Source organism: Paenibacillus thailandensis, assembly GCF_042685365.1.
In the GTDB taxonomy this organism is placed as follows: Bacteria; Bacillota; Bacilli; order Paenibacillales; family Paenibacillaceae; genus Paenibacillus_AP; species Paenibacillus_AP thailandensis.
On the sequence record NZ_JBHUMY010000005.1, the window covers coordinates 66,479 to 88,750 of the forward strand.

The window sequence follows — 22,272 nt, forward strand, 5'->3', positions numbered from 1 at the left end:
ACGCTGTAAGCTGGGCGCCAAAACAAACATAGACTCTGACCAAACCAAAGTTCCGAGCCTTATTCTCGATATCCCCTTTGCTCAGAACTGAATGGTTCGTCGAACTCGGAATACGCACGAAGTACGAGAATTTGCTCGGAGTACGGGAATATGGCCGGGGTTCGAGATTTATCCCGAGGTCGGTGTCTGCGCCCTTCTCCTGATTCAAGGGGATAGTGTCCAAAAGAACGAAAAAACCTTATTCAGGGAGCGAGGCCAGGAGCTCTCTCAGCCGGTCCAGCTCCGGAGGAAGCGGCGCCGTCCATTCCATCCATTGCTTCGTGATCGGATGGGTCAGGCCGAGTTTCTCGGCATGCAGCGCCTGCCGCCCTGCCGCTTCCTCCCAGTCGGGCTTCCCGTTTTCCGCCGGCCCGTACATTTTGTCGCCGATCAGCGGGCAGCCGATATAACGCATATGGACCCGAATCTGATGGGTCCGGCCCGTCTCAAGGCGAAGACGCACCATAGAGGCCGCTCCGACGCCGTAGCTTTCCGCCGTTTCGTAATGCGTTACCGACGGATAACCGCTTGGCGTCACGATCCGCACATGCGGCGAATCCGGGTCGCGGTCGATCGGACCGTCAACCGTACCCGCCGCCGGATTTGGCGCTCCGTATACGAAAGCCGCATATTGCTTCATGATCCGATCCGCTTGCAGCTGCTCCGACAGCTGCTGATGAATATACGGCGTTTTGGCTATTGCAACTAGACCTGACGTTTCTTCGTCCAACCGATGAATCGGACGGAATCGTACCTGCTCGCCTTTCATCAGCCAGTGGTGCACGACACCGTTCGCCAATGTGCCGGTATAATGGCCGTGTGTGGGGTGGACGATAAGTCCTGCCGGTTTATTGACGATCAGCAGATCCTCGTCCTCGTATACGGCCGAAATAGGTATTGGCTCGGCCAATATATCGGCCGAAGTCTCTTTCTCCATTCGGATGGCGATTACGTCGCCTTGAGCGACTTTGTCGTTCGTATACGCTCTGCGGCCGTTGACGGTAATCCCCCGCTCGGTCAGCTTCACCCGGGACAACAGCTTGCGGGATACGCCAAGCTTGCGCTCAAGCACCGTCCTGACCGTCATGCCGTGCTCCATGTCCGTCACCGTTACCGTCAAAGGCCGATAATAACGTCCGTCTTCAATGGTCATTTTTTCTTCTTCTTCCTAAACACTTCGGCGCTCCGCTCGTATTCGATGTCCGGCACGCCCAGCTTGGCGTTCGCCACGCGGGCCGCCGCAAAAAAGAAATCCGACAAGCGATTCAAATAAACGAGCACCTCCGGATTCGCTTCCTGGACCGCTGCCAGAGTAACGGCCCGCCGTTCCGCTCTTCTGCATACGGTCCGGCATACGTGGAGCAAGGAAGCCGCGGCGCTCCCGCCGGGCAATATAAACCGCGTAAGCTCGGGAGCTTCTTCGATATAGCGGTCGATCAGCTCCTCCAGCCGCCGGGCCGGCTCGGCCGACATTTTGAGCGGGGCTCCCGGCTTCGCATAAGCAAGATCCGAGCCGCAATCGAACAGCTCCTGCTGAATGTTGACGAGAGCGGCGGTCATCTCTTCCAATTCCGGATAACGCGAAGTTTCGGAAGCCGCCTGGCCGACAAACGAGTTAAGCTCGTCGATCGTTCCGTAAGCCTCCACGCGGATGTCGTCCTTCCGCACCCGGCCTCCGATCAGCGAAGTTTCCCCTTTATCGCCGGTTTTCGTATATAGCCTCATAAACCGCAATCCTTTCTGTAATTCGTATGCTCCCACTATACCATAATTACGGCTCCTCCCCCACCCCTGCCGCGAAGCAACCTCGAAGTCTCTCCTTCTGGATTCGTTAGCCTGTGGAACAAAGCGATTTGACGAAATTAAGCACGGCAGGTTCATTGGAAATTTCGGGAAAACAAAAGCTGCCTCCACGGCCATTGCCGATGGAGACAGCTTGTATCCCGCCGCATTTGGCGGCTCCTGTGCGAATCGCTTCGCTGCATGGGCCGGTCGGACCAAGCTAACGCCGTTACGCTTGAACGGTAAGGCGACCGATGGCCGGTTTAAACCGGCTTCACCTTTTGAACGAACCGTCCGATTCTTTCCAGCGCCTCGATCAATTGCGGTACCGACGTCGCATAAGAACAGCGCAGATGTCCTTCGCCGCCTAAGCCGAACACGTCGCCGGGCACGGCCGCGACGCCGGCCTCCTCCAGCAGCCGCTGCGCGAATTGCTCGGAGGTAAGCCCTGTCGCGTCAATCGAAGGAAAGGCGTAGAAGGCCCCTTGCGGCTCGTGGCAGTCCAGCCCGATATCGCGAAACCCTTTCACGACGAGCCTTCTTCGTTGGTTGTACGATTCGATCATGCGGTCCTTCTCTTCGAGGCCATGCTCCGAAAGCGCCTCAAGCCCCGCATGCTGCGCCATGATCGGCGCGCACATGACCGTATATTGATGCACCTTCAGCATCGCCCCGATGAGATCCGAATGGCCGCAGGCGTAGCCGAGCCGCCAGCCGGTCATCGCAAACGCCTTCGAGAAGCCGCTCACGACGATCGTCCGGTCCTTCATCCCCGGCATCGAAGCGAAGCTGACATGTTTGGAGCCGTAAGTCAGCTCCGCGTATATTTCGTCGGAAATGACGATCAGATCGTTTTCTTCGACGATTTTGGCTATAGGCAGCCAGTCCTCGTACGTCATGATCCCGCCGGTCGGATTGCTCGGATAACATAAAATAAGCACCTTCGAACGCGGCGTAATCGCCGCCCGCAGCTCGTCGGCGCGCAGCTTGAAATTATCTTTGGCGAAAGTTTCGATGCCGACCGCTTTGCCTCCGCTTAACGTCGTGATCGGCGAATAAGAAATATAGCAAGGCTCGGGGATCAAAATTTCGTCCCCCGGCGAAATTAACACCCGAAGAGCGAGATCGATCGCCTCGCTGCCGCCGACCGTGACGAGTATTTCGCTTGCAGGATCGTACCGGACCTGAAACTGGCTGTCCAAATAACCCGCGATCGCTTCCCGAAGCTGAGGCATGCCCGCGTTGGACGTATATTGCGTCTTGCCGGATTCCAGCGAGTACACGGCCGCTTCCCGCACATGCCATGGCGTCACGAAGTCGGGTTCCCCGACGCCGAGCGTAATCACGTCTTTACGCGCGCTTACCAAATCAAAAAATCGCCGGATCCCCGACGGCTTGATGCTTTTGGCCAGAGGAGACAAATAGTCGGCCATCGAGTCCTTCCGGCTGGAAGCAGGGGCATGCATTCCCTCGTTTTTAATCATTGCTCTCACCTTTTTACGGCGAAACCATCATCCGATGGTCGCCTTCGTTGTCCTCGAAAATAATTCCGTCTTGCTTGTATTTTTTCAATATAAAAAACGTCTTCGTCGACAGCACCGCGTCGATCGGAGACAGCTTGTTGGAAACGAACGAAGCGACTTCCTTCAGGTTCTTGCCTTCGATCTCGACAAGCAGATCGTAATCGCCGGACATCAAATAAACCGACTTCACCTCGGGATACAAATAAATCCGTTCCGCGATGCCTTCAAAGCCTCTGCCGCGCTCCGGCGTAATTTGCACCTCGATAAGCGCCGTAACCTTCTCGTCGTCCACTTTGCTCCAATTCACGATCGTCGCGTATTTGACGATAATATGGTCGTTCTCCAGATCTTGTATCGCTTGCTTGACGACTTCGACGGACTCGCCCAGCATCGTTGCGATCAGCTCGGCATCGCGCCTCGCATCTTCTTTCAGCAAATCCAATATTTTCAGCTGCAGTTCGTTCAAAAGGGCAACTCCTCTCCGCTTGCTGCGATTATAAAATTTATATTACAACGAATGTATCATTCCTGCAAAGGAAAAACAAAACGACCCATGCGCCGCGGCAAGCATGGGTCATCTTTAACGTTTGCCTGATGCCGGTGCGGCACGAGGCTCGTTCCGAACGAATACTATATATAATACGGCTGATTGGGGTGCGCCGCAGGCTGCTGCCCGCCGTACGGCTGAGTGCCGGTGTAATAGGGCTGCTGCTGCTCCAAACGGCCGACCGTCTGCTGCAAATATTGGTTCGTCTGCTGGATATCCTGCTGATATTGCTTAAACTCCTTGTCCATCGACTGACGCAGTGCGGGAGAAGACGTGCTGTACATGTTTTGCCCCTGCATGGCTTGGTACAAATCGCCTTGCATCTTCAGCGTGCTGTTCAGCAAATTCGTAAACATTCCGCGAACGGTCGGACAAGACGACTCCGTCGTCGCCGTTGCGTATTCGCCCACCACCCGCTTCAAATCCGCCAAAATCGTATAAGCCATATCCGCGTCCGGCATAATCGGCTGCATATGCTGCTGGAACATTGCTCCTTAAACTCTCCTTTCGTTTGTCGTTTATTGCGGCTGTGTCGGAGCCAAATTCTGATGCTGCTGGATGGAATTCAGCAGTGTCTGATAATGCTGCTGATGCGTCTGAATCATTTGCAGGCTGAGTTGGCGAAGCGCCTGATTGCCCGTCGTTGCCGCCAAAGCGGCGCACTGCTTCATCAGCAAATCTTCGTTGGACATCGAATCAACGATGTATTCAAGCTCCTTGCCCGTTATCGGCTGCATCAAAGTTTTTTCCTCCCATTCCAATACATTCAAATAGCAGCTTTCGTATTTTTGGTTCGGAACGGCTATTTTATGTATCCAGCTCGTATTTTCCCGGCGACGTTAACAGCAAATTCGCCTTGACCCTCAACGAATTCTCTTCCGGCACCCAGCCTCCCGATTGAGTTAGCTGCTTCCATCTCCGGTTATGGTACCGATATAAATGAAGCTCCAGCATAAACGGGTCCGCTTTTCTTTTAACCGCTTCTTTATAAGTATTGCCGATCTCGGTTTGAATAGCGGTTTCCGCCAGCTGCTCGATCTCCTTCTTCGACATCCGCTTCCCCATCTCGACGATTTGACATTTCGCTTTGATCTGCAGCGTAAACGACGGTCTCCCTTGCTTCCAATCGACGGACAGGTCCGAGTCGGTATCCGTTACGTAGATCGTAACCGCGTTTGGAGCTTCGCCCAGCTTCAAGAAGCCCGCTCTGTAATGAGGCAACGTCCATTGCAGGCCCGACGCCTTGTCCAGCGTCATAAACGCGGCGTTTTTCTCGTCCTTGAATATAAACACCCCTTCAACTCCGGGGACATTTATGCTTTTCCCTTCGGCCGACCAATTTTGCTTCGTCATTCGGAGAGCGGGCAGCGTCGTCGTCATCGCCTCTTCTCGAAACGATTGAAGAAAAGCGCGCATCCGCTTCGGATAAAAAAAGCTGAATTCCTTGAAAATTTGTTCCGGCTTGTAAATGACATTGTCGAGAGGAGAGGCGGTACTTAAAGGTTCGCTCTCGAACAATTCCTGAATGCTTCCTCTTGTGCCGTATACCCATATCGTTCCCCGCGTCGCCCTCTGCCTGTTGATGGCGTCGAATACCGAGGTCAAATGCGGCAAAGCTCTTTCATGAATCACGACGGCTCTCAGATGATCCATACTTATGGGATGCTGCGATACTTTCGCCAAATTGCCGATCGCCATAAAAACGGAATTTCCGCTTGCCTCCCCGACCCACGACGTAACCTTTTCGCTGCCGGCTTCCTCGCTTTCTTTCTTGGCGGTAGAGGATGGCGAAATGACATGCGCATAAAGCGTAAAATCGCCTTCCGCATAATCAATGCCAATAGCCGAAATAAAGGTAACGTCCTGCAGGTCGACCTGATCCCAGCAGCCGGCCAGAAGCGCAAGCGCGACGAGCGCGGCAATCGGCTTCGTCCATTGTCTTACCCGCCCACTCATAGCGGTTTTCTCCTTCGAATCCGTTTGCTCCAGGAATGCTGCAGCAAGCCCGGTATCAGATCTTTGGCATTCAAAGGCGCCAAAGGGCTTAAATACGGATATCCGAAAGACTTTAACGAACATAAATAAATCAATATCGCGAAGCTGGCGATAAAAAAACCGAACAAGCCGAGCAACGACGAGACCAGCAGAACGGTCAGCCTTAACAAGGTCACGCTGCCGGTTAAGGATTGACTGATTAACGTAAAGCTTGCTACGGCGGTTACGGCTGCAACGACAAGCATCGTCGGGGAGGTCATTCCTGCTCGAATTGCGGCGTCCCCGACGATAAGCCCGCCGACGACCGTTACCGTCTGCCCTACCGCGCGCGGCAAGCGGACCCCGGCTTCGCGGAAAAGCTCGAACATAAAAAGCATTAGAATCATTTCGACCGACGCGGACATCGGGAGCCCTTGCCTGGAAAGGGCGATCGTCAATGACAAAGCCGAATGCGCGGAGAATACGTTCCAGCGATACGTAATAAAACGGCAAATGCGCATCCTCCGGCGATTTGATCAGCATAAACAGGTTCGTCGGCGCCAGAAGAACGCTTGGGCATCCGTCGACTACAATAACGATCCGTCCGTTGAGCAGCGATTGAACGGCGTAATCCGGTCTGCCTGTAGCGTCGATCAAAGGGAAAAGCGATTTTTTTCGATCGGAGATGAGTTCCGCAAGCTCGAACGAATTTTGCAATGCCTTCACATGAAGCCGCTCAAGCCGCGATCGCGTCTCTTGAACCAACGCCGGACGAGCCGTTCCTTCCAAATGCAAAACCGCAACCTTCGTCATCGTTTCGGTTCCGAGCGTCCAATATTCGCAGCGCAAATCGGCCGTTTTCAACCGTTTTCGCATCAAAGCCACATTGACGGACAGCTTCTCGATAAAGCCGTCGCGCGGCCCGACAAGCGACACTTCCATCGTCGACTCTTCCGGCTGTCTCCCCGGGATATCGGAAGCGTCAAACAAGAACAGCGACTCGTCCAGCAAAATAAGCACGTTCCCCGAAAAAAGCGCGGCAAACATATGCTTCTGCTCCTCTTCCGTCCGAGGATCGATCGGCACGATAAGCTTGGATTCAAACGGGCTTACGTACTCGCTTTCGGCTTGTCCGCCTTCGTGCCTCGCCCGCCAGGACGAGAGCTTCTCCAATTGCGGCAGCAAAAAATCTTGCACGGAACGGGGATCGACCATGCCGTTTACAAAAATAATGTCGTACACGGCAATTTCGTCGTCCCCGGCGCTCATTGATTGGATCGTAATGTCGTCCAAGCTCTTTAGTTTGTCTTTAATCCACTCCGCCCGGACTTTGCCGGTCGGATAAAACCATTCGCCGCTCAAGCCGCATCCGCTCCGTTCTTTTGCTTCTTATAAGAGGCTCCCCATAACGCCAAAATTAGAAAGGCTACAGGAATCCATATGTATTGGAAGTAATAGCGCTCGATCTCAACAATGCTAAACACGTTGCGATATCCGATAAAGGCGGCAGCCAACAGCAGCGCGCAAACGACCGATAAACCGACCGTTTTTTTCGGCGGGTCCGGAAAGCCCCATACTCGGCTATCAAATAAAGGGGGATCGATATGCGAATCAATGCGCCTGACAACCACTGGAAAATCGCAAAAAAGTCGACATGCTCCAAATATTTGCCGATATGGACGAGCCGCCACTGCGAAAAAGCCGGATAACGCAATTTTTCCGCCTCTTCCGGCCCGAATTGGGTAATGGCGCCTATAGTCGGCCCTATCGTCAGCCATGTCAAAACCAAAATCACAAGCACCAAATGCCATCGGCGCACGGGCGTGCTGAAATGCTGTTGAATAAGCAATAACAAAAACATTTCGGCGAAGCTGCTGAATACATAAAGCATCCCGTTCCATACAGGCCAATATCCGTTTTCCAACATGGGCAGCAAAAAACGGTAGTCCTTCTGCGGCAAGTTGGCCGACATGACGAAATCGCCCAATAAGACAACGATAGGAAGCAATATGCATGAGACGTAAGCGATGCTCTGAAGTCCGCTCCAGGCTGCGAATCCGCATAACACGATCAAGCAAACGGATACGACGATGACCGGCGTTTCCGGCAAGTATGTAGACGCCGTCCATTCGGCGGTTTCCGCCAGCGTTATAATGGCAATAACGAACTGTACAAGTACAAAAAACCAGACGATCAAGCTCGCCCAAAAGGAAGAAAGCCTTCTTTTAAGCCATACGTCGAGCCGGACGCCTCTCAAATCCCGAACGACTTTGAAAAACGGCAGCAATAAAAACAGGCTTGCGAGCAGACCCGCGGCGATTACGCTTAGCCAGGCGTCGCGCCGGCAAGCGTCAAGCAGCAGCGGCAATATGAGAACATGATTCGACAAACCTACCGATAACAAAATAATCATAACAACGGAAGTTATCCCGAACTTATTCGTCGCGTTCATCTTGCTTCACCTCATTACCATCCTCCCCCTTAATTTGATCGATCATGCATCGTTGCAAAAAAGAAGAAACGGCTGCACGCCCTTTGCCGTGGACGATGCGGCCGTTTCCCGAATGACCTTTTTGAGCTATGGGATATGAACCGTTTTGATATGATCCAGATGAACGTATACGGATTTTCCGGCGGCGTTGACGATTTCGGCGATATTCCCCTCCACGCTTTGCAGCACGCCGATTTTGTTCGGATTGGCCCCAAGGTCGAAGATAACGAACTCTCCCGTCAGCTTGCGAAGCTGGGCGTCGAACGTTCTGGCAAGCGATATCGCGGAAGGCCTAAGCGGAAATTGCTCGGCGGTCAGCATATACGGCGTTGCGTTCGGCTGATACGGAATTAAATATTTCAAATGCTGGAGCGATACGATAACGGTATGGTAAACCGGCGAATAAAATACGAAGAAATCGTTCATGACCGAGGTCAGATAGCCGTGTATCGTTTGATTCCCCGTAATAAAAATTTCCGAGAACATGCCTTTTGCGTTCATTAACGTTTTCCGATAGGATACGGGTTCGTTATTCATATCCAACTGATTGTCGGAACGTTCCGCCCTCTCGTCCGCTTCTTCCGTAACGAGACGAAGCTGCTGCAAATGATTGATAGGAACGTAAACATATTTGCCGCCTGATAAGATGACGAATATATCCTGGCCGATCTCGGCAAGCTTGCCGCGTATCGGGGTCTCATGCTCGGATATATACAGTTCAACGGTTTTATCGAAAAAAGGATGATGATTCTTCATGAACAAGGGCATCTCCTTCCGGTCGGAACCATAAGCGCTTATGTGATGACGGAAACGGCTGAAATTCGCGATCCAAAAAGCTGCCGCTGAAGCCGGCCGCCTTCATCGAGTAGGCTTAAGCGGAGCTTTTCTTAATTTGGGTTTGGAAGCCGCTTTTCTTTTTTTACGGTTCCCGGCAAGCAGCAATTCTTTCGGAACGCCGTAACGGTTCGGCCTGTAGACAGGTTCCGGCAGCACCGTCTCGCCGACCGCCCAGTTCATGCCGATGCCGCCCGGTTCGGCGACGCCGGGCTGGAGCGCTCCCGGCGCAAGCTGCTCAAGGGCAGAATCGCTGCTAGCCCCCGATCCTGCCGTCCGGTTGCCGGACGTACGGTCGCCGAGCGAACAATGGCCGAGCCGGTCCCTTGCCGAAATCGGCTGAATCGTTTTGATTTTATCGATAAACACGACAACGATTCTATTGTCTGCGATAAGCGTCATCCGGTTGCCGGATACGTCCGATACGAAGCCTTTGACCTTATCCTCTCTTCCCCATGTGATTTTAACGAACTCGTCTTCGAATTGTTCAACTAAATCCCGGAAGTCGAGGGCCCGAATAAATCTCGGGCGCCGTCTGCTTCCCCGGTCGGAGCCGGCTTCCTCAATGCTTTCGACCTGATTCGCATTGACATATACGACGCCGTGTTTCGTTTGAAGCACCAAATAACCGCGGCAAACCGCGATAAGCTTGCCTTTTACCGTGTCGTCCCCCACCAGATTAATGCAGACGCATTTGCCGATAAGCTTTCTTAAAACGTTTCGCCTGTCCGGCCTGTCGCGTCCGTCGTCGCCGGCGCCTGCCGGCGAAACCCGCGGATCATAGGAACCGCACGATCGGGAAAAACTTCTGTTCATACTTTCTATCCCCTCCGTTTATTGAAGCTGCTTAAGCGATCTCGGGCATAGATCCCGCTCCGCAAGGCGATCTTTCCGAACTTTGCAGTCCATTACCCGGCAGTTTTCCATTGCGGCCATCCGCCACGTATGGCGACCTGTACTATATTTATATGAACCTCTATCAATCCTGTACTAGATTAATATCTATTTCTACGAGAATGAGCGGTTATCCAGTTCGCATCATAGAGTTCGTTCATAACATGTATTAATTCCAAACAAGGAGGAGATATAATGTCTCAATCTAAAAAAGTAACTGTTAAAGGCTGGTACGATTACAAGAAGGACGACAACAAGAAGTACGATCACAAGAGCTACGGCAAGGACAACAACAAGAAGCACGACTACTACGATTACAAGAAGGATGACAACAAGAAGCACGACTACGACTACGGCAAAGACAACAACAAGAAATACGACTACAAGAGCTATGGCAAAGACAACAACAAGAAATACGACTACAAGAGCTATGGCAAAGACGACAACAAGAAATACGACTACAAGAGCTATGGCAAAGACGACAACAAAAAGCATGACTACAAGAGCTATGGCAAAGACGACAACAAAAAGCATGACTACAAGAGCTATGGCAAAGACGACAAGAAGTATGACTACAAGAGCTATGGCAAAAAAGACGACAACAAGTCGTACGGCAAAAAAGACGACGACAAGAAATGCGATTGCTGGGGCTTTCACAGCTAATCCGCGACCTGCCGGATAAGCCTGATTTGACCTGCGCCGTGACATCCTTCCCGACAACTGAATACGGTAAATAAGCATTAAAGCCTATCGTCTACGGACGATAGGCTTTATCTTATTTCAAGGGGATGGTCAAATGGCCACGGAGAGCTTGCCCGCCCGCAGCATTCAAATTGATCCGTCCGATATGAGAGAATTGCTTCGGGATTCGTGGAGCGACAAATTCCAGCCGGCGAAGCTGCTGGTGGACGGGAAATCCTATTCCGTCGAGATCGGAATCCGAGGAGGGCATACCCGGAATTATATCAAAAAGTCTTACGATATCCGGATGGCGGGGGGAAGAACGATCCATTGGAACGCCGAATACGACGACCCTTCCATGATCCGCAACGCGCTTTCTTTTCATTTTTTCAACGAAATCGGAGTTCCTTCGCCCCGCACCAACCATATTTGGCTTACGATCAACGGCCAGCCGCAAGGCGTTTATCTCGAGATTGAAGCGGTGGACCGGCATTTCTTCGCGAGGCGCGGCATCCGCTGCCGATCCTTGCTGTATGCCGTCAACGACAGCGCCGATTTCAGCCTGATCGATCCCGATACGAAAGAAAGAAAAAAATCGCTGCTTGCAGGCTATGAAGTCGTACGCGGCCCGAAAGGAACGCGAGCGAAGTTCGCCGGCTTCGTCAAACATTTGAACCTGTTATCCGGCAAGCGGCTTTCCGCCTTTACCGTTCGGAAACTGGACGTCGATCAATATTTGCTATGGCTGGCCGGGGCGGTATTAACGGGAAATTACGACGGATTCGATCAAAACTATGCGATCTACGAGCACTCGGATACGGGGAAATACCGCATTATCCCGTGGGATTACGAAGGAACCTGGGGGCGAAACTGCTACGGCAAGCCTTGCGGCAGCGATCTCGTATCCGTACGGGGGTATAACAAGCTTACGTCCAAGTTAATGAGTTTCTCTTCCTGCAGGAAGAAATACGCTGCGGTGCTGCAGAAGCTTCTGAAGGAAGCCTTCACCGTGGAAAAAATCGATCCGGTCGTGCGGGAGATGTACGGAAAGCTGTGGCGGGCCATCCGCGAGGACGATACCCGCAAGCACAGCTATGAAACCTTTATGGGCGAGCCGTCGTTTATTCGCAACTATATCCGCGAAAGACGCAGCATCGTCAAGCAAGCGCTTCGCGAATGGAATTAACCGTTTGACCCGCCTTCAAAAAAACCCATGCTGAGATAACGCTCGCCCGTATCCGGCGCAATGCACAATACCCGCTTGCCTTCGCCGAGCCGCTTCGCGATTTGCAAGGAAGCCCATACGGTGGCGCCCGAGGAAGGCCCTAACAGCAGTCCTTCCCGGCGCGCCACCAGCCTTGTCGTTTCAAGGGCGTCCTCATCCGAAACTTGAATAATTTCATCGTAGACGGCCGTGTTTAACGTTTTGGGGACGAAACCCGGGCTCGTTCCGACCAGCTTGTGCGGTCCCGGCTCTCCGCCGGACAATACGGGCGAACCTTTCGGCTCCACGACGGCAATGTAGAGGCCCGGAAGCTTCGCCTTCAACGTTTCACCCGTGCCGGTAATCGTTCCTCCCGTACCGGAGGACGCGACGAAAGCGTCCAGCTTCCCTTCCGTTTGTTCCAATATTTCAAGCGCGGTCGAATGCCGGTGCGCATCCGGATTCGCCGGATTTTCGAACTGGTTCGGAATGAAGCTGCCGGGCAGCTGCTCGCGCAGCTCTTCCGCTTTGCGAATAGCGCCGGGCATCCGCAAGGCGGCGGGCGTAAGGACGACTTCCGCTCCGTAAGCTCGCAGCAGCTTGATCCGTTCGGGCGACATATTGTCCGGCATGACCAATATAAGCTTGTATCCTTTCGCCGCGGCATTCATCGCCAAGCCGATGCCGGTATTGCCGCTAGTCGGCTCGATTATGGTCGTTCCGGGCCGTATTTCGCCCCGCCGCTCGGCGTCGGCGAACATGGAGAAGGCCGCCCGATCCTTCACGCTGCCGCTCGGATTATACCGCTCGAGCTTTACAATCACGTCTGCGCTTCCTTTTTCCTTCAGCCTGTTCAATTGAACGGCGGGCGTATCCCCGATCAATCCGGTAATATCCTGCACGATTTTTGGCATTGCCTGAACCTCTCCTTAATGTGGAGCAACCCTTCTCTCGAGCAGCGGACTCATGAGCAGCCATGCCGCTATCGGCACGATCCCGACCCCGAACAGCAGCCATACGACCGCTTGGGTCGAAAAATGGTATGCCGGCAGAACAAGCAAATAAGCCGCTACGCCGACGGTCCGGCCGGCGGTAAGGGCCAGCTCGCGCATAATAATGTATTCCTCGCGCTCCCTTGCGCTTTGCTCGGACATGCCGATCATATCGAACACGCGCGAGGTCATCGGTATAATATAAAGCGGATAAAAAAAAGCCGTTCCGATGCCAAGCACCAGCATCGTGGCGTAATTTACTTTCCATAGCAGCGGCAGGATAAACAACGAAATCATCAAAGCGCCGAACAGCATCGACTCGTTCCGCCGCTCCGGCTTAAGCTTGCTGCCGACGTACCAATTGCTGATCAATGCAACCAGAGACGTAATAAGGGCGTAATTGCCGAGTTTGCTTTCTTCCTTGGTCGCAATGTATACGGTCAAGCCGATCAGAAACATAAATACGCCTTCCCGTACGCCCTGCGCCGCAATAGCCAGAAACAGCCTTCGCCATAACGGGGACTCCTTCAGCTGCTCGTACGTATGAAGCCAATTGTAGGTGCCGCCCGCTTTTCTTTTTTTCAGCCAAAAGCTGAAGACGGCGCAGATACCGAACACAACAAGCGATATCGTGAAAATAAACGAATAACCGCGACTGCCGCCGTACCATGTGATCAGCAAACCGGATACCCATGGCGCCACCATGCTGGCCACCGCCCCCGTAAGTCCCGCGTATCCGTTGTACTTGTCGCGGTTGCCGGGCTCCGTAATCTCGAAATAGACGACGTTGTAAGCCAGCCAATAGAACCCTTGTCCAAGCCCGTTAAGGATGCCGAGCGGGACGTAATATTTCGTCGCCTGCTGCCCGAACAGCAGGACCAGAAAATAAAACACCCCCGACAACATGATCCCTAGCCGGAGGCTGTTCATCTTGTTATGTTCCTTTACCCATTTGCCCGCCAGCCAAAACGTAATTCCGCCTACGACGTAGCCGATTAATGAATAGATGCCGATTAACATATAGGACTGGCTTGCTTTCCATAAATAAACCGGCACGAACGTGCCCGAAAGGGCTGCAGCGATCGCAAACAGCGTTTGTACGGAAAGCAGCAGCACCGCTTGCGAATCAAGGCGGCCCGTTTGACGGACATCTGGATTATGCGACCTGCCCACACCCATTCCTCCTATTTGCTACGGGATTCGTCATGCTTAGGCTTACCCCCGGGAAATAGGATTACACTACCAAATGAAGGCGGCGCTTAAGGCGAATATTTCGCCGTTTTTCCGAACGCTTGCCGTATTTACGCTTTCTTCTGGGCGACAAGCCGCTCCAGCATCGTATCGCGGCCGGCTTGTCCCATTACCGAAGTGGTCCGGAAGCAAGCGGGGCATACATACCACACCACTTCAAACGTCTCGTTCACAAGCGGCTTGCCGATGGACGGGTGCGTCTTGGGCTGAAAGTTTCCGCCAACGGTCTGTACGCCGAGCTCCGCCATATATTCCTTGCATTCCGGACATTCGGGAGCTTCCTCCTGGTCGTCCACGATCGTTCTCAGAACGGCGTCGGCTTCTTGCCAGACCTTGTCCTTCCCTTCCGCTTCCTCGCTGAAGTCGGTCGGAATCTCTACGCCGTCCCAATCCTCCGTTTCGTCTTCCTCCCGGTCGATTCCGAATTGGACCGTACGGTAGCCGCTTAGTTCATTGTCGCAATGCGGGCAATATTCTTCCGGTCCCAATTCTTCGTCCCATACTATTTCCGTTTGACACCAGGGACATATCGTATGCTCGGACATGCCAAAATCCCTCCAAATCGTTCAACTCATATGATTTAAATAAATAAAACCGGCGGCAAAAAACAAAATCGCCACCGCCAAAAGAATGCCCCATAAATATTTCATAGCCATTCTCCCCGCATGGAATAAGAAAAAGCTTCTTGCGAAGTCTTTCAAGGATGTGGGGGCGTCCCCCGCTTACAGACTAACCGTTGCGCCGATCACGTACGACAACGAAATGGAAATGACCATGGCGATAAAGCCGACCGCCCGGTTATCGCTTGCGATTTCTTCGTCGATTCGGAACACCGGCGTAAGAAACTCGAACAGGAAATAGGCGGCAAGCAGCAGGACAAAGCCGTAGGCGCTCCAGATCAAGCTTTCGTAGACCGAATCCTGCATCGCTATCGAAAAACGGAAGATGTTGCATATGCCGAATATTTTGCCGGCTGTCGCCATGGCGACAGCCAAATTCCCTTTTTTGATTTCATCCCACGTTCTATAACGGGTAACCAGCTCGAATATGGACAAAAAAACAATGAGCGAGAACACCGCAACCGATACATAAATCAGGGACGCAATATACGGATGGCCAAGCCACTGATCGATTTCTTTTCCCATACGAACCTCCCGTCTTTATCGGAATGGAGGGCGGGAGCTATTTCAGCTCCGCCACCGTAACGCCCGCCCCGCCTTCGCCGTACGCTCCGAGCCTGTAGCTCTTCACGTGGCTGTGTCTGCGCAAATATTCCTGAATGCCGTTTCTGAGCACGCCGGTGCCTTTGCCGTGAATAATATAAACTTGGCCCATCCCGGCTAGGAACGATTCGTCCAGGAAGCGGTCCACTTCGATTAGCGCCTCCTCGAGGTTTGCTCCCCTCAAGTCGAGCTCCATCCGAACCTGATCGTCGCGCGTCCGCTTCAGGCTGGCCGCCTGCTTCGGCTGCTGCGGCTTGACGGAGGCCGCCGGCTTGATCAGCTCCAGATCGTCGAGCGCCACCTTCATCTTCATGATGCCAAGCTGAACGACCGCTTCTTTGCTGCCGGACAGTTCGACGACAAAGCCTTTTTGGTTCAGGCTGTGCACCGCCACCTCGTCCCCGGGCGAAATTTTGTCTTTTTTGGACGGCTGTTTCTTTTTGGCCTTCGCCAGCTCCGGCGCCGCCTCCTCCAACCTTCGCCTTGCTTCAATCAGCTTGTGCTCCTTGACGGCAGCGCCTTCCTCCAGCGCCAGCTTGCGCAGATCGGCGATAATTTGCTCGGCTTCCCGCTTCGCCTTCGCAACGGCTTCGCGCGCTTCCTCCTGCGCTTTACGGAGCAGCTTGTCGCGCTGCTCCTCGAATTTGCGAAGCTCCGCTTCATGCCGAGCCCGCTCGAGCTCCAGCTCTCTGCGGAGCGATTCGGCGGCTTGTCTTTCGGACTCGGCTCCGATGCGGTCTTCCTCCAGCGAAGCGATCATGCTTTCGACGCGCTGATCCTCTTCGCTCACTTCTCCTCTTGCATGGTCGATAATATCCCGCGACAAGCCCAGCCGCTCCGCGATCGCAAACGCGTTGCTTCGTCCCGGTACCCCGACGAGGAGGCGATAAGTCGGACTCAGGGTCGCAATATCGAATTCCATGCTGGCGTTAATAATTCCTTTGCGCTCGTACGCATAGGCCTTCAGCTCGCTGTAATGGGTTGTGGCGACGATGCGGCAGCCTTTCCGGTGAATATGCTCCAGAATGGCGATCGCAAGGGCGGAGCCTTCCGCCGGGTCCGTTCCGGCGCCAAGCTCGTCGAGCAGCACCAGGCTTTTGGCGGTCATCGAATCCAGAATGCGAATAATATTGGTCAAATGGCTGGAGAACGTACTTAAGCTTTGTTCGATGCTTTGCTCGTCTCCGATATCGGCATAAATCGCGTCGAATACGCATAGCTGGCTGCCTTCTTCGGCCGGAACGAACAGGCCGGACATCGCCATGAGGCTGAGTAGACCGATCGTCTTCAGCGATACGGTTTTGCCGCCCGTATTGGGTCCGGTCACAATGATCGCCGTGTAATCGTTCCCCAGCGAGACGTCGATCGGCACGACCTTATCGGGCGCGATAAGCGGATGCCGCCCTTTCTTCAGCTTCAGGAAGCCCCGGTCGTTCATGATCGGCCTCGACGCTTTCATCTCGCGGGCCACTGCCGCTTTCGCATAAGCGAAATCAAGCCGGGCAAGCTGGTCGAGATTATGCCGCAGCGATTCCGCCGCTTCCGCCACTTTGGCGGTCAGCATCTGCAATATTTTTTCGATTTCCCGCTGCTCTGCCGCTTTTAGCTCCCTCAGCTTGTTGTTCATCGCGACGACCGCTTCCGGCTCGATAAAAAGCGTTGCCCCCGAGCCGGATTGATCGTGCACGATTCCGCCGAAATTCGCGCGGTATTCCTGCTTGACGGGAATCACGTAACGGTCTCCGCGAAGGGTAATGATCGCGTCCTGAAGCATCTTCTGCACGGAAGACGAACGGATCATTTGCTCCAGTTTCTCGCGGATCCGCGATTCCCCGCTCCGGAGCTCGCGGCGGATCGAAGCAAGCGCGGCGCTAGCGTTGTCCATCACTTCCGCTTGCTCGTCGATGCATGCGAAAATGTCGTCCTCAAGCGGCTTATGCTCCTCGATCAGCTCGGCCACGCCGTTCAGCAGCGGAATCGGCTCGTCTTCGTGAATGCCCGCGATATGACGCTTCACCCGCCGGGATGCTCTGGACGTAAGCGCGACATCGAGCAGCTCCGCCGGATTAAGCGTGCCGCCGATGCGGGCCCGCTGCAAAGCCGGTCCGATGTCGGCAACCCCTCCGAACGGAGCGCTGCCCTTCAACCGGTCCGCCGTATAGGCTTCGTCCGTCGTCTGAAGCATCAGCTTCACCGTTTCCAGGTCGGAGCTGGGCGCAAGCTTTTCCGCTTCCGCCTTTCCTAACGACGTCGCGGCGGCATTTTCCAATTTATATACAATTTTTCGAAATTCAAGCGTTGCTAAAATTTTGCCATCCAAGGCTCGAACACTCCTCTCGCCCTACTATTATAGCCGAACGGCGCATTCGTTGCACGCCATGGGCGGTAGTTTGGGACACATGATTTTCTAATAAGGTGGAGACAATAACATCGAATCGGCAGCAGTTGCCGCCGTCAGGAGCGAATGCTGCAGGAGTACCATCAATCCGTTTCTAATTAAACAGGGAGGTTACAATATGAAGTTTCTGGGCCATGTTGTACGCTTTATCGTATCCGCAATTGTGCTGATGATTGTCGGCTTCATCGTCCCCCAATTCGATGTCGGCGGATTCTGGAGCGCTTTGATGCTCGCGATTGTTATCGCCGTGATTGGCTGGATCGTCGAAGCGATATTCGGCAAAAGGGTTACGCCTTTCGGCCGGGGTATCGTCGGGTTTATCGTCAGCGCCGTCGTAATCTGGATCGCCCAATTTATCGTAGGGGGCGTAACCGTCTCCTGGCTTGGCGCGATTCTCGCTGCGCTGGTCATCGGGATTATCGACCTGTTCATTCCGGTCAGCTCGCCGTTCGAAGCGGGCCGCAACAACGGCAACGGCAACCGCAGCTAATCAATCAAGTAGCGGCAGCGCGTGCCGCCCTTGTCGGGAGACAAGGAATGAGCGCCGCTGCCGTTTCACCCAAGTTTCGGCAATTTGTGACAATTCGCTTCGTTATAAACCCGAATCATTGGTTAAAATAAGGAAGCAAGCGGCTTTAAAAGCCCGAAACGATAAGGAAGGAGGCAATGGAATGAAAAAATGGATATGGTTCGGAGCCGTTTTCCTTCTTGTTTTTGCCCTTGCGGCTTGCGGCGGCAATAACAACCAGGGAGCCGGAAACGACGCGAACAACGGCGGTGCCGCAAACGGCACGACGGACAACGGCGCGGGTGCCGGCGCCGGCGCGGAAGAAGGCGGAGGCGCAACGACGACGGCAGTGGCCGTCAAAGCGAAGAACTGGGAATTCGATCAGGCGGAATACCGCATTCCGAAAGGAACGGATATTACGTTGTCGCTCGAATCGACGGAAGGCATTCACGGCCTTGCCATCCGAAATACGGACTATACCGTAGAGAATGGCGCTTCGACGACGGTCAACCTCGCGGAAGCAGGCGAATACGAATTGTATTGCAACGTTCCGTGCGGCACCGGCCATTCGAAAATGGTGTCCAAGATTATTGTGGAATAGCAGCAATGGCAGTCCGCAATTTTATACCAACAACAACAGCAGCCGTATGAACGGCTGCTGTTGTTTATACCTTATGGATAAGATTCATTAGCTTTGCTCGATTAGCTCGATCCACTCGTTAAACTCCGTTTGCAGCTTGGCATATTCCTGCTCAAGCTTCCGGTGAATCCCAACGAGGCGTCCGTGTTCCTCGCGCAGCCTCTCCAGCTCTTTCTCCGCTTCCCGTTTTTCGCTTAGAAGCCGTTCGCCTTGCGCATCAAGCCGTTCCGTATGCTGGGCGGCCGCCGCCGCTTCGCGAAGAGCCAGCTCCAGCTGTTCGCTCAGCCGCTTCTCCGCTTCCTCCCGCTGGCGAACATAGTGCTCTTCCAGCTGCCCGCGCTCCGCTTCAAGCCGCTCCGCTTGCTGCAAAGCGATCTGCAGCCGTTCGCTTAAATCGCGCTCTCTCGCCGCGGCCGCTTCGATCTGCTGCGATGCGATCCGCTCGCGTGCGGCGGTATATTCCAGCTGCTCGGTCAGCACGCTTTCCCGCTCTTTGAACGCCTCCAGCTGACGGGCATACTCCTGGCCAAGCGCTTCCGATGCCGCAATGTCGCTGCGCAGCCGCGCCACTTCCTCTTCCAGCTTCGCTTGAACGGCCGCGTGCTCCCGCTTCAGCTTGTTCTGATGCTCCTCCTGCTCCTCGAACAGCATCTGCTGCAGCTCTTCGTATTCTTGCTTCATCCGGTCAAGCTCATCCTTATGCGACTGACGCAATTCCTCGGCGCGCCGCTCCAGATCGCCGCATTGCCGTTCCAGCCTGCTGCAGCGCTCGTTATGCTCAGCCGTCAGCTTGCTTTCGCGCTCGTTGTAGCTCGCTTCAAGCTTGGCCTTGTCGGCTGCAAACTTCTCGGCGAGCGAAGCTTGCCGTTCCGCGTGTTCCCGCACAAGCGCCTCGAGCTGCTCCTGATGCCGCTGCTCCAGCATGTCTTTCTCGCGCCGGAACTCCCGCTCAAGCTCTGCCTCGCGTTCCGCATGGGCTTGAGCCAATTCCGCGGTATGCTCCTGATGCTGCCGCATAAGCAGATCCAGCTTGGCCGCGAATTGCTCTTCTTGAAGCGCCAGCTTCTCGTCGCGGCGCGCAAGCTCCGCTTCGCTATGTAATCGAAGCCGTTCGATCGCTTCCTCATGCTCCTGCATGAGACCGAGCAGCTCCTCCTCGTGCTTTTGCCCGGCTTCGCGCAGCAGCTCTTCCATCTGCTTGATTTGCTTCTCCCGTTCGTTGTCCCATGCCGCTTTCAGTTCCGCTTCGCGCGACGCAAATTGCTCCTTCAGCTCGGACATCGCCGCCTCGTGCCCCGCGGCAAGCGCGGCAACCGCAGCTTGGCGGTCCGCCTGCTGCTTCGCAAGCTGCTCTTCGAATTTTTGCTGCTGCAGCTTGCTTCTTTCCAGCCATTTGCGCTGCTCGGTTTCATGCTCTTGCATCAGACCGAGCAATTGCTCCTCGTAAGCGGCTTTCTGCTCCGACGCTTGCTCGGCACGCTGACGCTCGAACAGCAGCTCGCGCTGCTCAAGCTCCTTGCGGTGCATGTCCAGCAGCTGTTCCCGTTCTTGCGCAAGCGCCGCGGCTTCCGCTTCGTGAACGGCCGTAAGCTGCGCCCGTTCTTCCTCATGCGCTGCCGCGACCCGCTCCAGTTCGGCCGCATGGGCATCCCGAAGCCGTTCCAGTTCGGCGGCATGGGTTTCCGCAAGCCGCTTCAGCTCTGCGTCCCGCTGATCGGCAAGCTGCTTGGCCTGTTCAAGCTGTTCCATATGCTCCAGCTGCAGCCGCTCAAGCTCCTCCATATGCTCCAGCCGCAGCGCCTCAAGCTGCTCCGCTTGGCCGCTCTTCAACTGTTCCAGCAGTTCGCCGTTCTCCCGCTTCATCAGCTCGAGTTGTTCCGCATGCTCGCGTTTCAGCCGCTCAAGCAGGTCCGTTTGCTCGCTCTTCAGCTGCTCAAGCTGCTCCGCATGCTCGCGTTTTTGCCGCTCCAGCCGATCGGCATGCTCGCCCTGCGCGGCAAGCAGCTTGTTGTTGTATTCGTCCGCCAGCATCGCGGCATGGGAGCTATGGTCGGCTACGAGATCCGCCAGAAGCTTCTCCTGCTCCGAACGCAGCGCGGCAAGCTCCTCTTCGTGCGCCTCGCTCATCTCTTCCGACCGCCGGCGCCAATCGTCAAGGCTGCGCTTGAGCTCGTCCTTCTCCAGCTCCAGCTCCAGCAGCTTTTCCTCGGCTTCTTCGGCAGCCGCCTTCATCCCGGCTTCAAGCTTCTCCCGTTCGGCCGCATATTCCTGCTTAAGCCGCGCAAGCTCCTGCCTGGCCTCGGAACCGATCCGCAGCGCCTCGTCGAGCTCGGCCCGCACGTCCTCCAGCAGCCTGTTCCGCTCGAAGCTTTCCTGCTCCAGCCGGGCCGCCGCGGAACGGAGCGCCTCTTCTTGCTCCATCGCGGCCAGCAGCTGCTCGTCCGCAAGCGCGATTCGCCCTTCCAGCGCCTGCTTCTCCTGTTCCCAAGCCGATTCGAGCTGAGCCAGCTTGACTTCCAGCTTGCGCTTCTCCTCCAGCCATTCGTTTCGCCGGCTGTCGAACTCCGCAAGCATCCGCTGCTCGACAAGCTGCTTCTCCGTCTGCCATGCCTGCTCCCGCTCTTCCGCCAGCCGTTGCCGTTCCTGTTCGGCCGCTTCCGCCAGCTCCATCCAGGAGCGCTCGCGGCTTTCCCATTTCTCCTCCCAAGCCCGGCGCTGTTCCTCCAGCTTGGATGCGTAATCCTGTTCGGCCTGGGCTAGCAGCTCCGCAAACGCCGCCTGCTCGGCGGACATCGCCTCCGCCGCCGCAGCCCGTTCGGCCGCCAGCTTCTCCGCCGCAGCGGCCAATTCCCCCGCAAGCTTCGCGTCAGCCGCAGCCAGCGCTTCCCGCATAGCCGCGTCGGCTTCTTCCGCGAGCCGCTCCAGCTCAAGACGCGACTGCTCCCGCAGCTGATCCAGCGCATTTTGCAGCAGGATGGCGTTTTCCTTTTCCTTCTCCAGCTCCTGCGCCAAAGCGATCCGGCGAGCCTCTTCCTCGTGCAGCGAGTCGTTCTCGCGGCGGAGCCGGAACGTCTCTTCGGCCAACTGGACGGCGGCGAGGACGGCCAGCTTCGGCATGTCGAGCCTCGGATAGCTTTTGGCCAGCTTCTGCATGCTATCGTCCACCGTGCCGGCTACCCGCTTCATATAATCCGGGTTATTGTGGCCCTTTAGCTTGTATTGTCCGCCGTATATGTCAACAGTTACAACAACTTGATCAGCATCCATTGGGGGCTATCCTCCTCTTGTCTA

At 54.9% G+C, this 22,272-nt stretch carries 20 protein-coding genes and 1 pseudogene; 4 read left to right on the forward strand and 17 right to left on the reverse strand.

Going from position 1 to position 22,272, the window contains the following annotated elements; translation table 11 throughout:
- Positions 1-238: 238 nt before the first annotated feature.
- From ACFSW5_RS04785 to ACFSW5_RS04835, 11 genes and pseudogenes are all read right to left on the reverse strand, one after another.
- Positions 239-1,192 carry an RluA family pseudouridine synthase gene (locus ACFSW5_RS04785; RefSeq protein WP_379270266.1) on the reverse strand — a complete coding sequence of 318 codons (954 nt, stop codon included), beginning with the start codon at positions 1,190-1,192 and terminating at the stop codon, positions 239-241.
- Positions 1,189-1,764, reverse strand: a complete 576-nt coding sequence (locus ACFSW5_RS04790; RefSeq protein ID WP_379270267.1) for a cob(I)yrinic acid a,c-diamide adenosyltransferase — start codon at positions 1,762-1,764, stop codon at positions 1,189-1,191. Before ACFSW5_RS04790 ends, ACFSW5_RS04785 begins: the two co-directional genes overlap by 4 nt.
- A gap of 320 nt (positions 1,765-2,084) precedes the next feature.
- Positions 2,085-3,305 (reverse strand): aminotransferase class I/II-fold pyridoxal phosphate-dependent enzyme, encoded by a 1,221-nt coding sequence (locus ACFSW5_RS04795; protein WP_379270268.1) that lies wholly within the window; start codon positions 3,303-3,305, stop codon positions 2,085-2,087.
- 13 nt (positions 3,306-3,318) lie between these two features.
- Positions 3,319-3,810: an Lrp/AsnC family transcriptional regulator gene (locus ACFSW5_RS04800; protein WP_379270269.1), complete on the reverse strand. Its 492-nt coding sequence runs from the start codon at positions 3,808-3,810 to the stop codon at positions 3,319-3,321.
- A gap of 164 nt (positions 3,811-3,974) precedes the next feature.
- Entirely contained in the window at positions 3,975-4,379 is a 405-nt protein-coding gene (locus ACFSW5_RS04805) for a spore coat protein (protein ID WP_379270270.1), read from the reverse strand.
- Between the two features lie 30 nt (positions 4,380-4,409).
- Positions 4,410-4,628, reverse strand: a complete 219-nt coding sequence (locus ACFSW5_RS04810) for a hypothetical protein (protein ID WP_379270271.1) — start codon at positions 4,626-4,628, stop codon at positions 4,410-4,412.
- Between the two features lie 70 nt (positions 4,629-4,698).
- Positions 4,699-5,847: a Ger(x)C family spore germination protein gene (locus tag ACFSW5_RS04815; protein ID WP_379270272.1), complete on the reverse strand. Its 1,149-nt coding sequence runs from the start codon at positions 5,845-5,847 to the stop codon at positions 4,699-4,701.
- Positions 5,844-7,134: pseudogene (locus ACFSW5_RS04820) on the reverse strand (spore germination protein). The gene ACFSW5_RS04815 and the pseudogene ACFSW5_RS04820 overlap by 4 nt, the downstream one beginning before the upstream one ends.
- Positions 7,135-7,291: 157 nt before the next feature.
- Positions 7,292-8,317, reverse strand: a complete 1,026-nt coding sequence (locus ACFSW5_RS04825; protein ID WP_379270273.1) for an endospore germination permease — start codon at positions 8,315-8,317, stop codon at positions 7,292-7,294.
- 126 nt (positions 8,318-8,443) lie between these two features.
- On the reverse strand, positions 8,444-9,112 hold the full coding sequence (locus ACFSW5_RS04830; protein ID WP_379270274.1) for a DUF2642 domain-containing protein: 669 nt from the start codon (positions 9,110-9,112) through the stop codon (positions 8,444-8,446).
- A 102-nt stretch (positions 9,113-9,214) separates the two neighbouring features.
- On the reverse strand, positions 9,215-10,006 hold the full coding sequence (locus ACFSW5_RS04835; RefSeq protein ID WP_379270275.1) for a hypothetical protein: 792 nt from the start codon (positions 10,004-10,006) through the stop codon (positions 9,215-9,217).
- 273 nt (positions 10,007-10,279) lie between these two features.
- Between ACFSW5_RS04835 and ACFSW5_RS04840 the strand changes: the two genes are divergently transcribed.
- Positions 10,280-10,747, forward strand: coding sequence for a hypothetical protein (locus ACFSW5_RS04840; RefSeq protein ID WP_379270276.1), 468 nt, complete (start codon positions 10,280-10,282; stop codon positions 10,745-10,747).
- 133 nt (positions 10,748-10,880) lie between these two features.
- Positions 10,881-11,951, forward strand: coding sequence for a CotH kinase family protein (locus tag ACFSW5_RS04845; RefSeq protein WP_379270277.1), 1,071 nt, complete (start codon positions 10,881-10,883; stop codon positions 11,949-11,951).
- On the opposite strand, the gene cysK is transcribed toward ACFSW5_RS04845, so the two are convergent.
- From cysK to ACFSW5_RS04870, 5 genes are all read right to left on the reverse strand, one after another.
- Complete coding sequence (cysK, locus tag ACFSW5_RS04850) at positions 11,948-12,883, reverse strand: cysteine synthase A (protein ID WP_379270278.1); 936 nt, start codon at positions 12,881-12,883, stop codon at positions 11,948-11,950. The genes ACFSW5_RS04845 and cysK overlap by 4 nt on opposite strands.
- A 15-nt stretch (positions 12,884-12,898) precedes the next feature.
- Positions 12,899-14,140 carry an MFS transporter gene (locus ACFSW5_RS04855; RefSeq protein ID WP_379270279.1) on the reverse strand — a complete coding sequence of 414 codons (1,242 nt, stop codon included), beginning with the start codon at positions 14,138-14,140 and terminating at the stop codon, positions 12,899-12,901.
- A gap of 122 nt (positions 14,141-14,262) precedes the next feature.
- Positions 14,263-14,757 (reverse strand): hypothetical protein, encoded by a 495-nt coding sequence (locus ACFSW5_RS04860; RefSeq protein ID WP_379270280.1) that lies wholly within the window; start codon positions 14,755-14,757, stop codon positions 14,263-14,265.
- A 177-nt stretch (positions 14,758-14,934) separates the two neighbouring features.
- A complete protein-coding gene (locus ACFSW5_RS04865; protein ID WP_379270281.1) occupies positions 14,935-15,357 on the reverse strand; it encodes a DUF350 domain-containing protein in 423 nt (140 codons plus the stop codon).
- 37 nt (positions 15,358-15,394) lie between these two features.
- Entirely contained in the window at positions 15,395-17,755 is a 2,361-nt protein-coding gene (locus ACFSW5_RS04870) for an endonuclease MutS2 (RefSeq protein ID WP_379270282.1), read from the reverse strand.
- Positions 17,756-17,951: 196 nt separating this feature from the next.
- Here ACFSW5_RS04870 and ACFSW5_RS04875 point away from each other — a divergent pair, with 196 nt between their 5' ends.
- A complete protein-coding gene (locus tag ACFSW5_RS04875) occupies positions 17,952-18,323 on the forward strand; it encodes a phage holin family protein (RefSeq protein WP_379270283.1) in 372 nt (123 codons plus the stop codon).
- Positions 18,324-18,504: 181 nt separating this feature from the next.
- Complete coding sequence (locus ACFSW5_RS04880; protein ID WP_379270284.1) at positions 18,505-18,942, forward strand: cytochrome C oxidase subunit II; 438 nt, start codon at positions 18,505-18,507, stop codon at positions 18,940-18,942.
- An 87-nt stretch (positions 18,943-19,029) separates the two neighbouring features.
- Here the strand turns inward: ACFSW5_RS04880 and zapA are convergent, their stop codons facing one another.
- On the reverse strand, positions 19,030-22,248 hold the full coding sequence (zapA, locus tag ACFSW5_RS04885) for a cell division protein ZapA (protein ID WP_379270285.1): 3,219 nt from the start codon (positions 22,246-22,248) through the stop codon (positions 19,030-19,032).
- Positions 22,249-22,272: the final 24 nt, after the last annotated feature.

Excerpts from the sequence above, each read along its gene's own strand:
- ACFSW5_RS04835 (WP_379270275.1), bottom strand. The coding sequence starts at position 10,006 with ATGAACAGAAGTTTTTCCCGATCGTGCGGTTCCTATGATCCGCGGGTT.
- ACFSW5_RS04875 (WP_379270283.1), top strand. The coding sequence starts at position 17,952 with ATGAAGTTTCTGGGCCATGTTGTACGCTTTATCGTATCCGCAATTGTG.
- ACFSW5_RS04860 (WP_379270280.1), bottom strand. The coding sequence starts at position 14,757 with ATGTCCGAGCATACGATATGTCCCTGGTGTCAAACGGAAATAGTATGG.
- ACFSW5_RS04785 (WP_379270266.1), bottom strand. The coding sequence starts at position 1,192 with ATGACCATTGAAGACGGACGTTATTATCGGCCTTTGACGGTAACGGTG.
- ACFSW5_RS04830 (WP_379270274.1), bottom strand. The coding sequence starts at position 9,112 with ATGAAGAATCATCATCCTTTTTTCGATAAAACCGTTGAACTGTATATA.
- ACFSW5_RS04865 (WP_379270281.1), bottom strand. The coding sequence starts at position 15,357 with ATGGGAAAAGAAATCGATCAGTGGCTTGGCCATCCGTATATTGCGTCC.
- ACFSW5_RS04825 (WP_379270273.1), bottom strand. The coding sequence starts at position 8,317 with ATGAACGCGACGAATAAGTTCGGGATAACTTCCGTTGTTATGATTATT.
- ACFSW5_RS04855 (WP_379270279.1), bottom strand. The coding sequence starts at position 14,140 with ATGGGTGTGGGCAGGTCGCATAATCCAGATGTCCGTCAAACGGGCCGC.
- ACFSW5_RS04805 (WP_379270270.1), bottom strand. The coding sequence starts at position 4,379 with ATGTTCCAGCAGCATATGCAGCCGATTATGCCGGACGCGGATATGGCT.
- ACFSW5_RS04880 (WP_379270284.1), top strand. The coding sequence starts at position 18,505 with ATGAAAAAATGGATATGGTTCGGAGCCGTTTTCCTTCTTGTTTTTGCC.
- zapA (WP_379270285.1), bottom strand. The coding sequence starts at position 22,248 with ATGGATGCTGATCAAGTTGTTGTAACTGTTGACATATACGGCGGACAA.
- ACFSW5_RS04845 (WP_379270277.1), top strand. The coding sequence starts at position 10,881 with ATGGCCACGGAGAGCTTGCCCGCCCGCAGCATTCAAATTGATCCGTCC.
- ACFSW5_RS04810 (WP_379270271.1), bottom strand. The coding sequence starts at position 4,628 with ATGCAGCCGATAACGGGCAAGGAGCTTGAATACATCGTTGATTCGATG.
- ACFSW5_RS04790 (WP_379270267.1), bottom strand. The coding sequence starts at position 1,764 with ATGAGGCTATATACGAAAACCGGCGATAAAGGGGAAACTTCGCTGATC.
- ACFSW5_RS04795 (WP_379270268.1), bottom strand. The coding sequence starts at position 3,305 with ATGATTAAAAACGAGGGAATGCATGCCCCTGCTTCCAGCCGGAAGGAC.
- ACFSW5_RS04815 (WP_379270272.1), bottom strand. The coding sequence starts at position 5,847 with ATGAGTGGGCGGGTAAGACAATGGACGAAGCCGATTGCCGCGCTCGTC.
- cysK (WP_379270278.1), bottom strand. The coding sequence starts at position 12,883 with ATGCCAAAAATCGTGCAGGATATTACCGGATTGATCGGGGATACGCCC.
- ACFSW5_RS04840 (WP_379270276.1), top strand. The coding sequence starts at position 10,280 with ATGTCTCAATCTAAAAAAGTAACTGTTAAAGGCTGGTACGATTACAAG.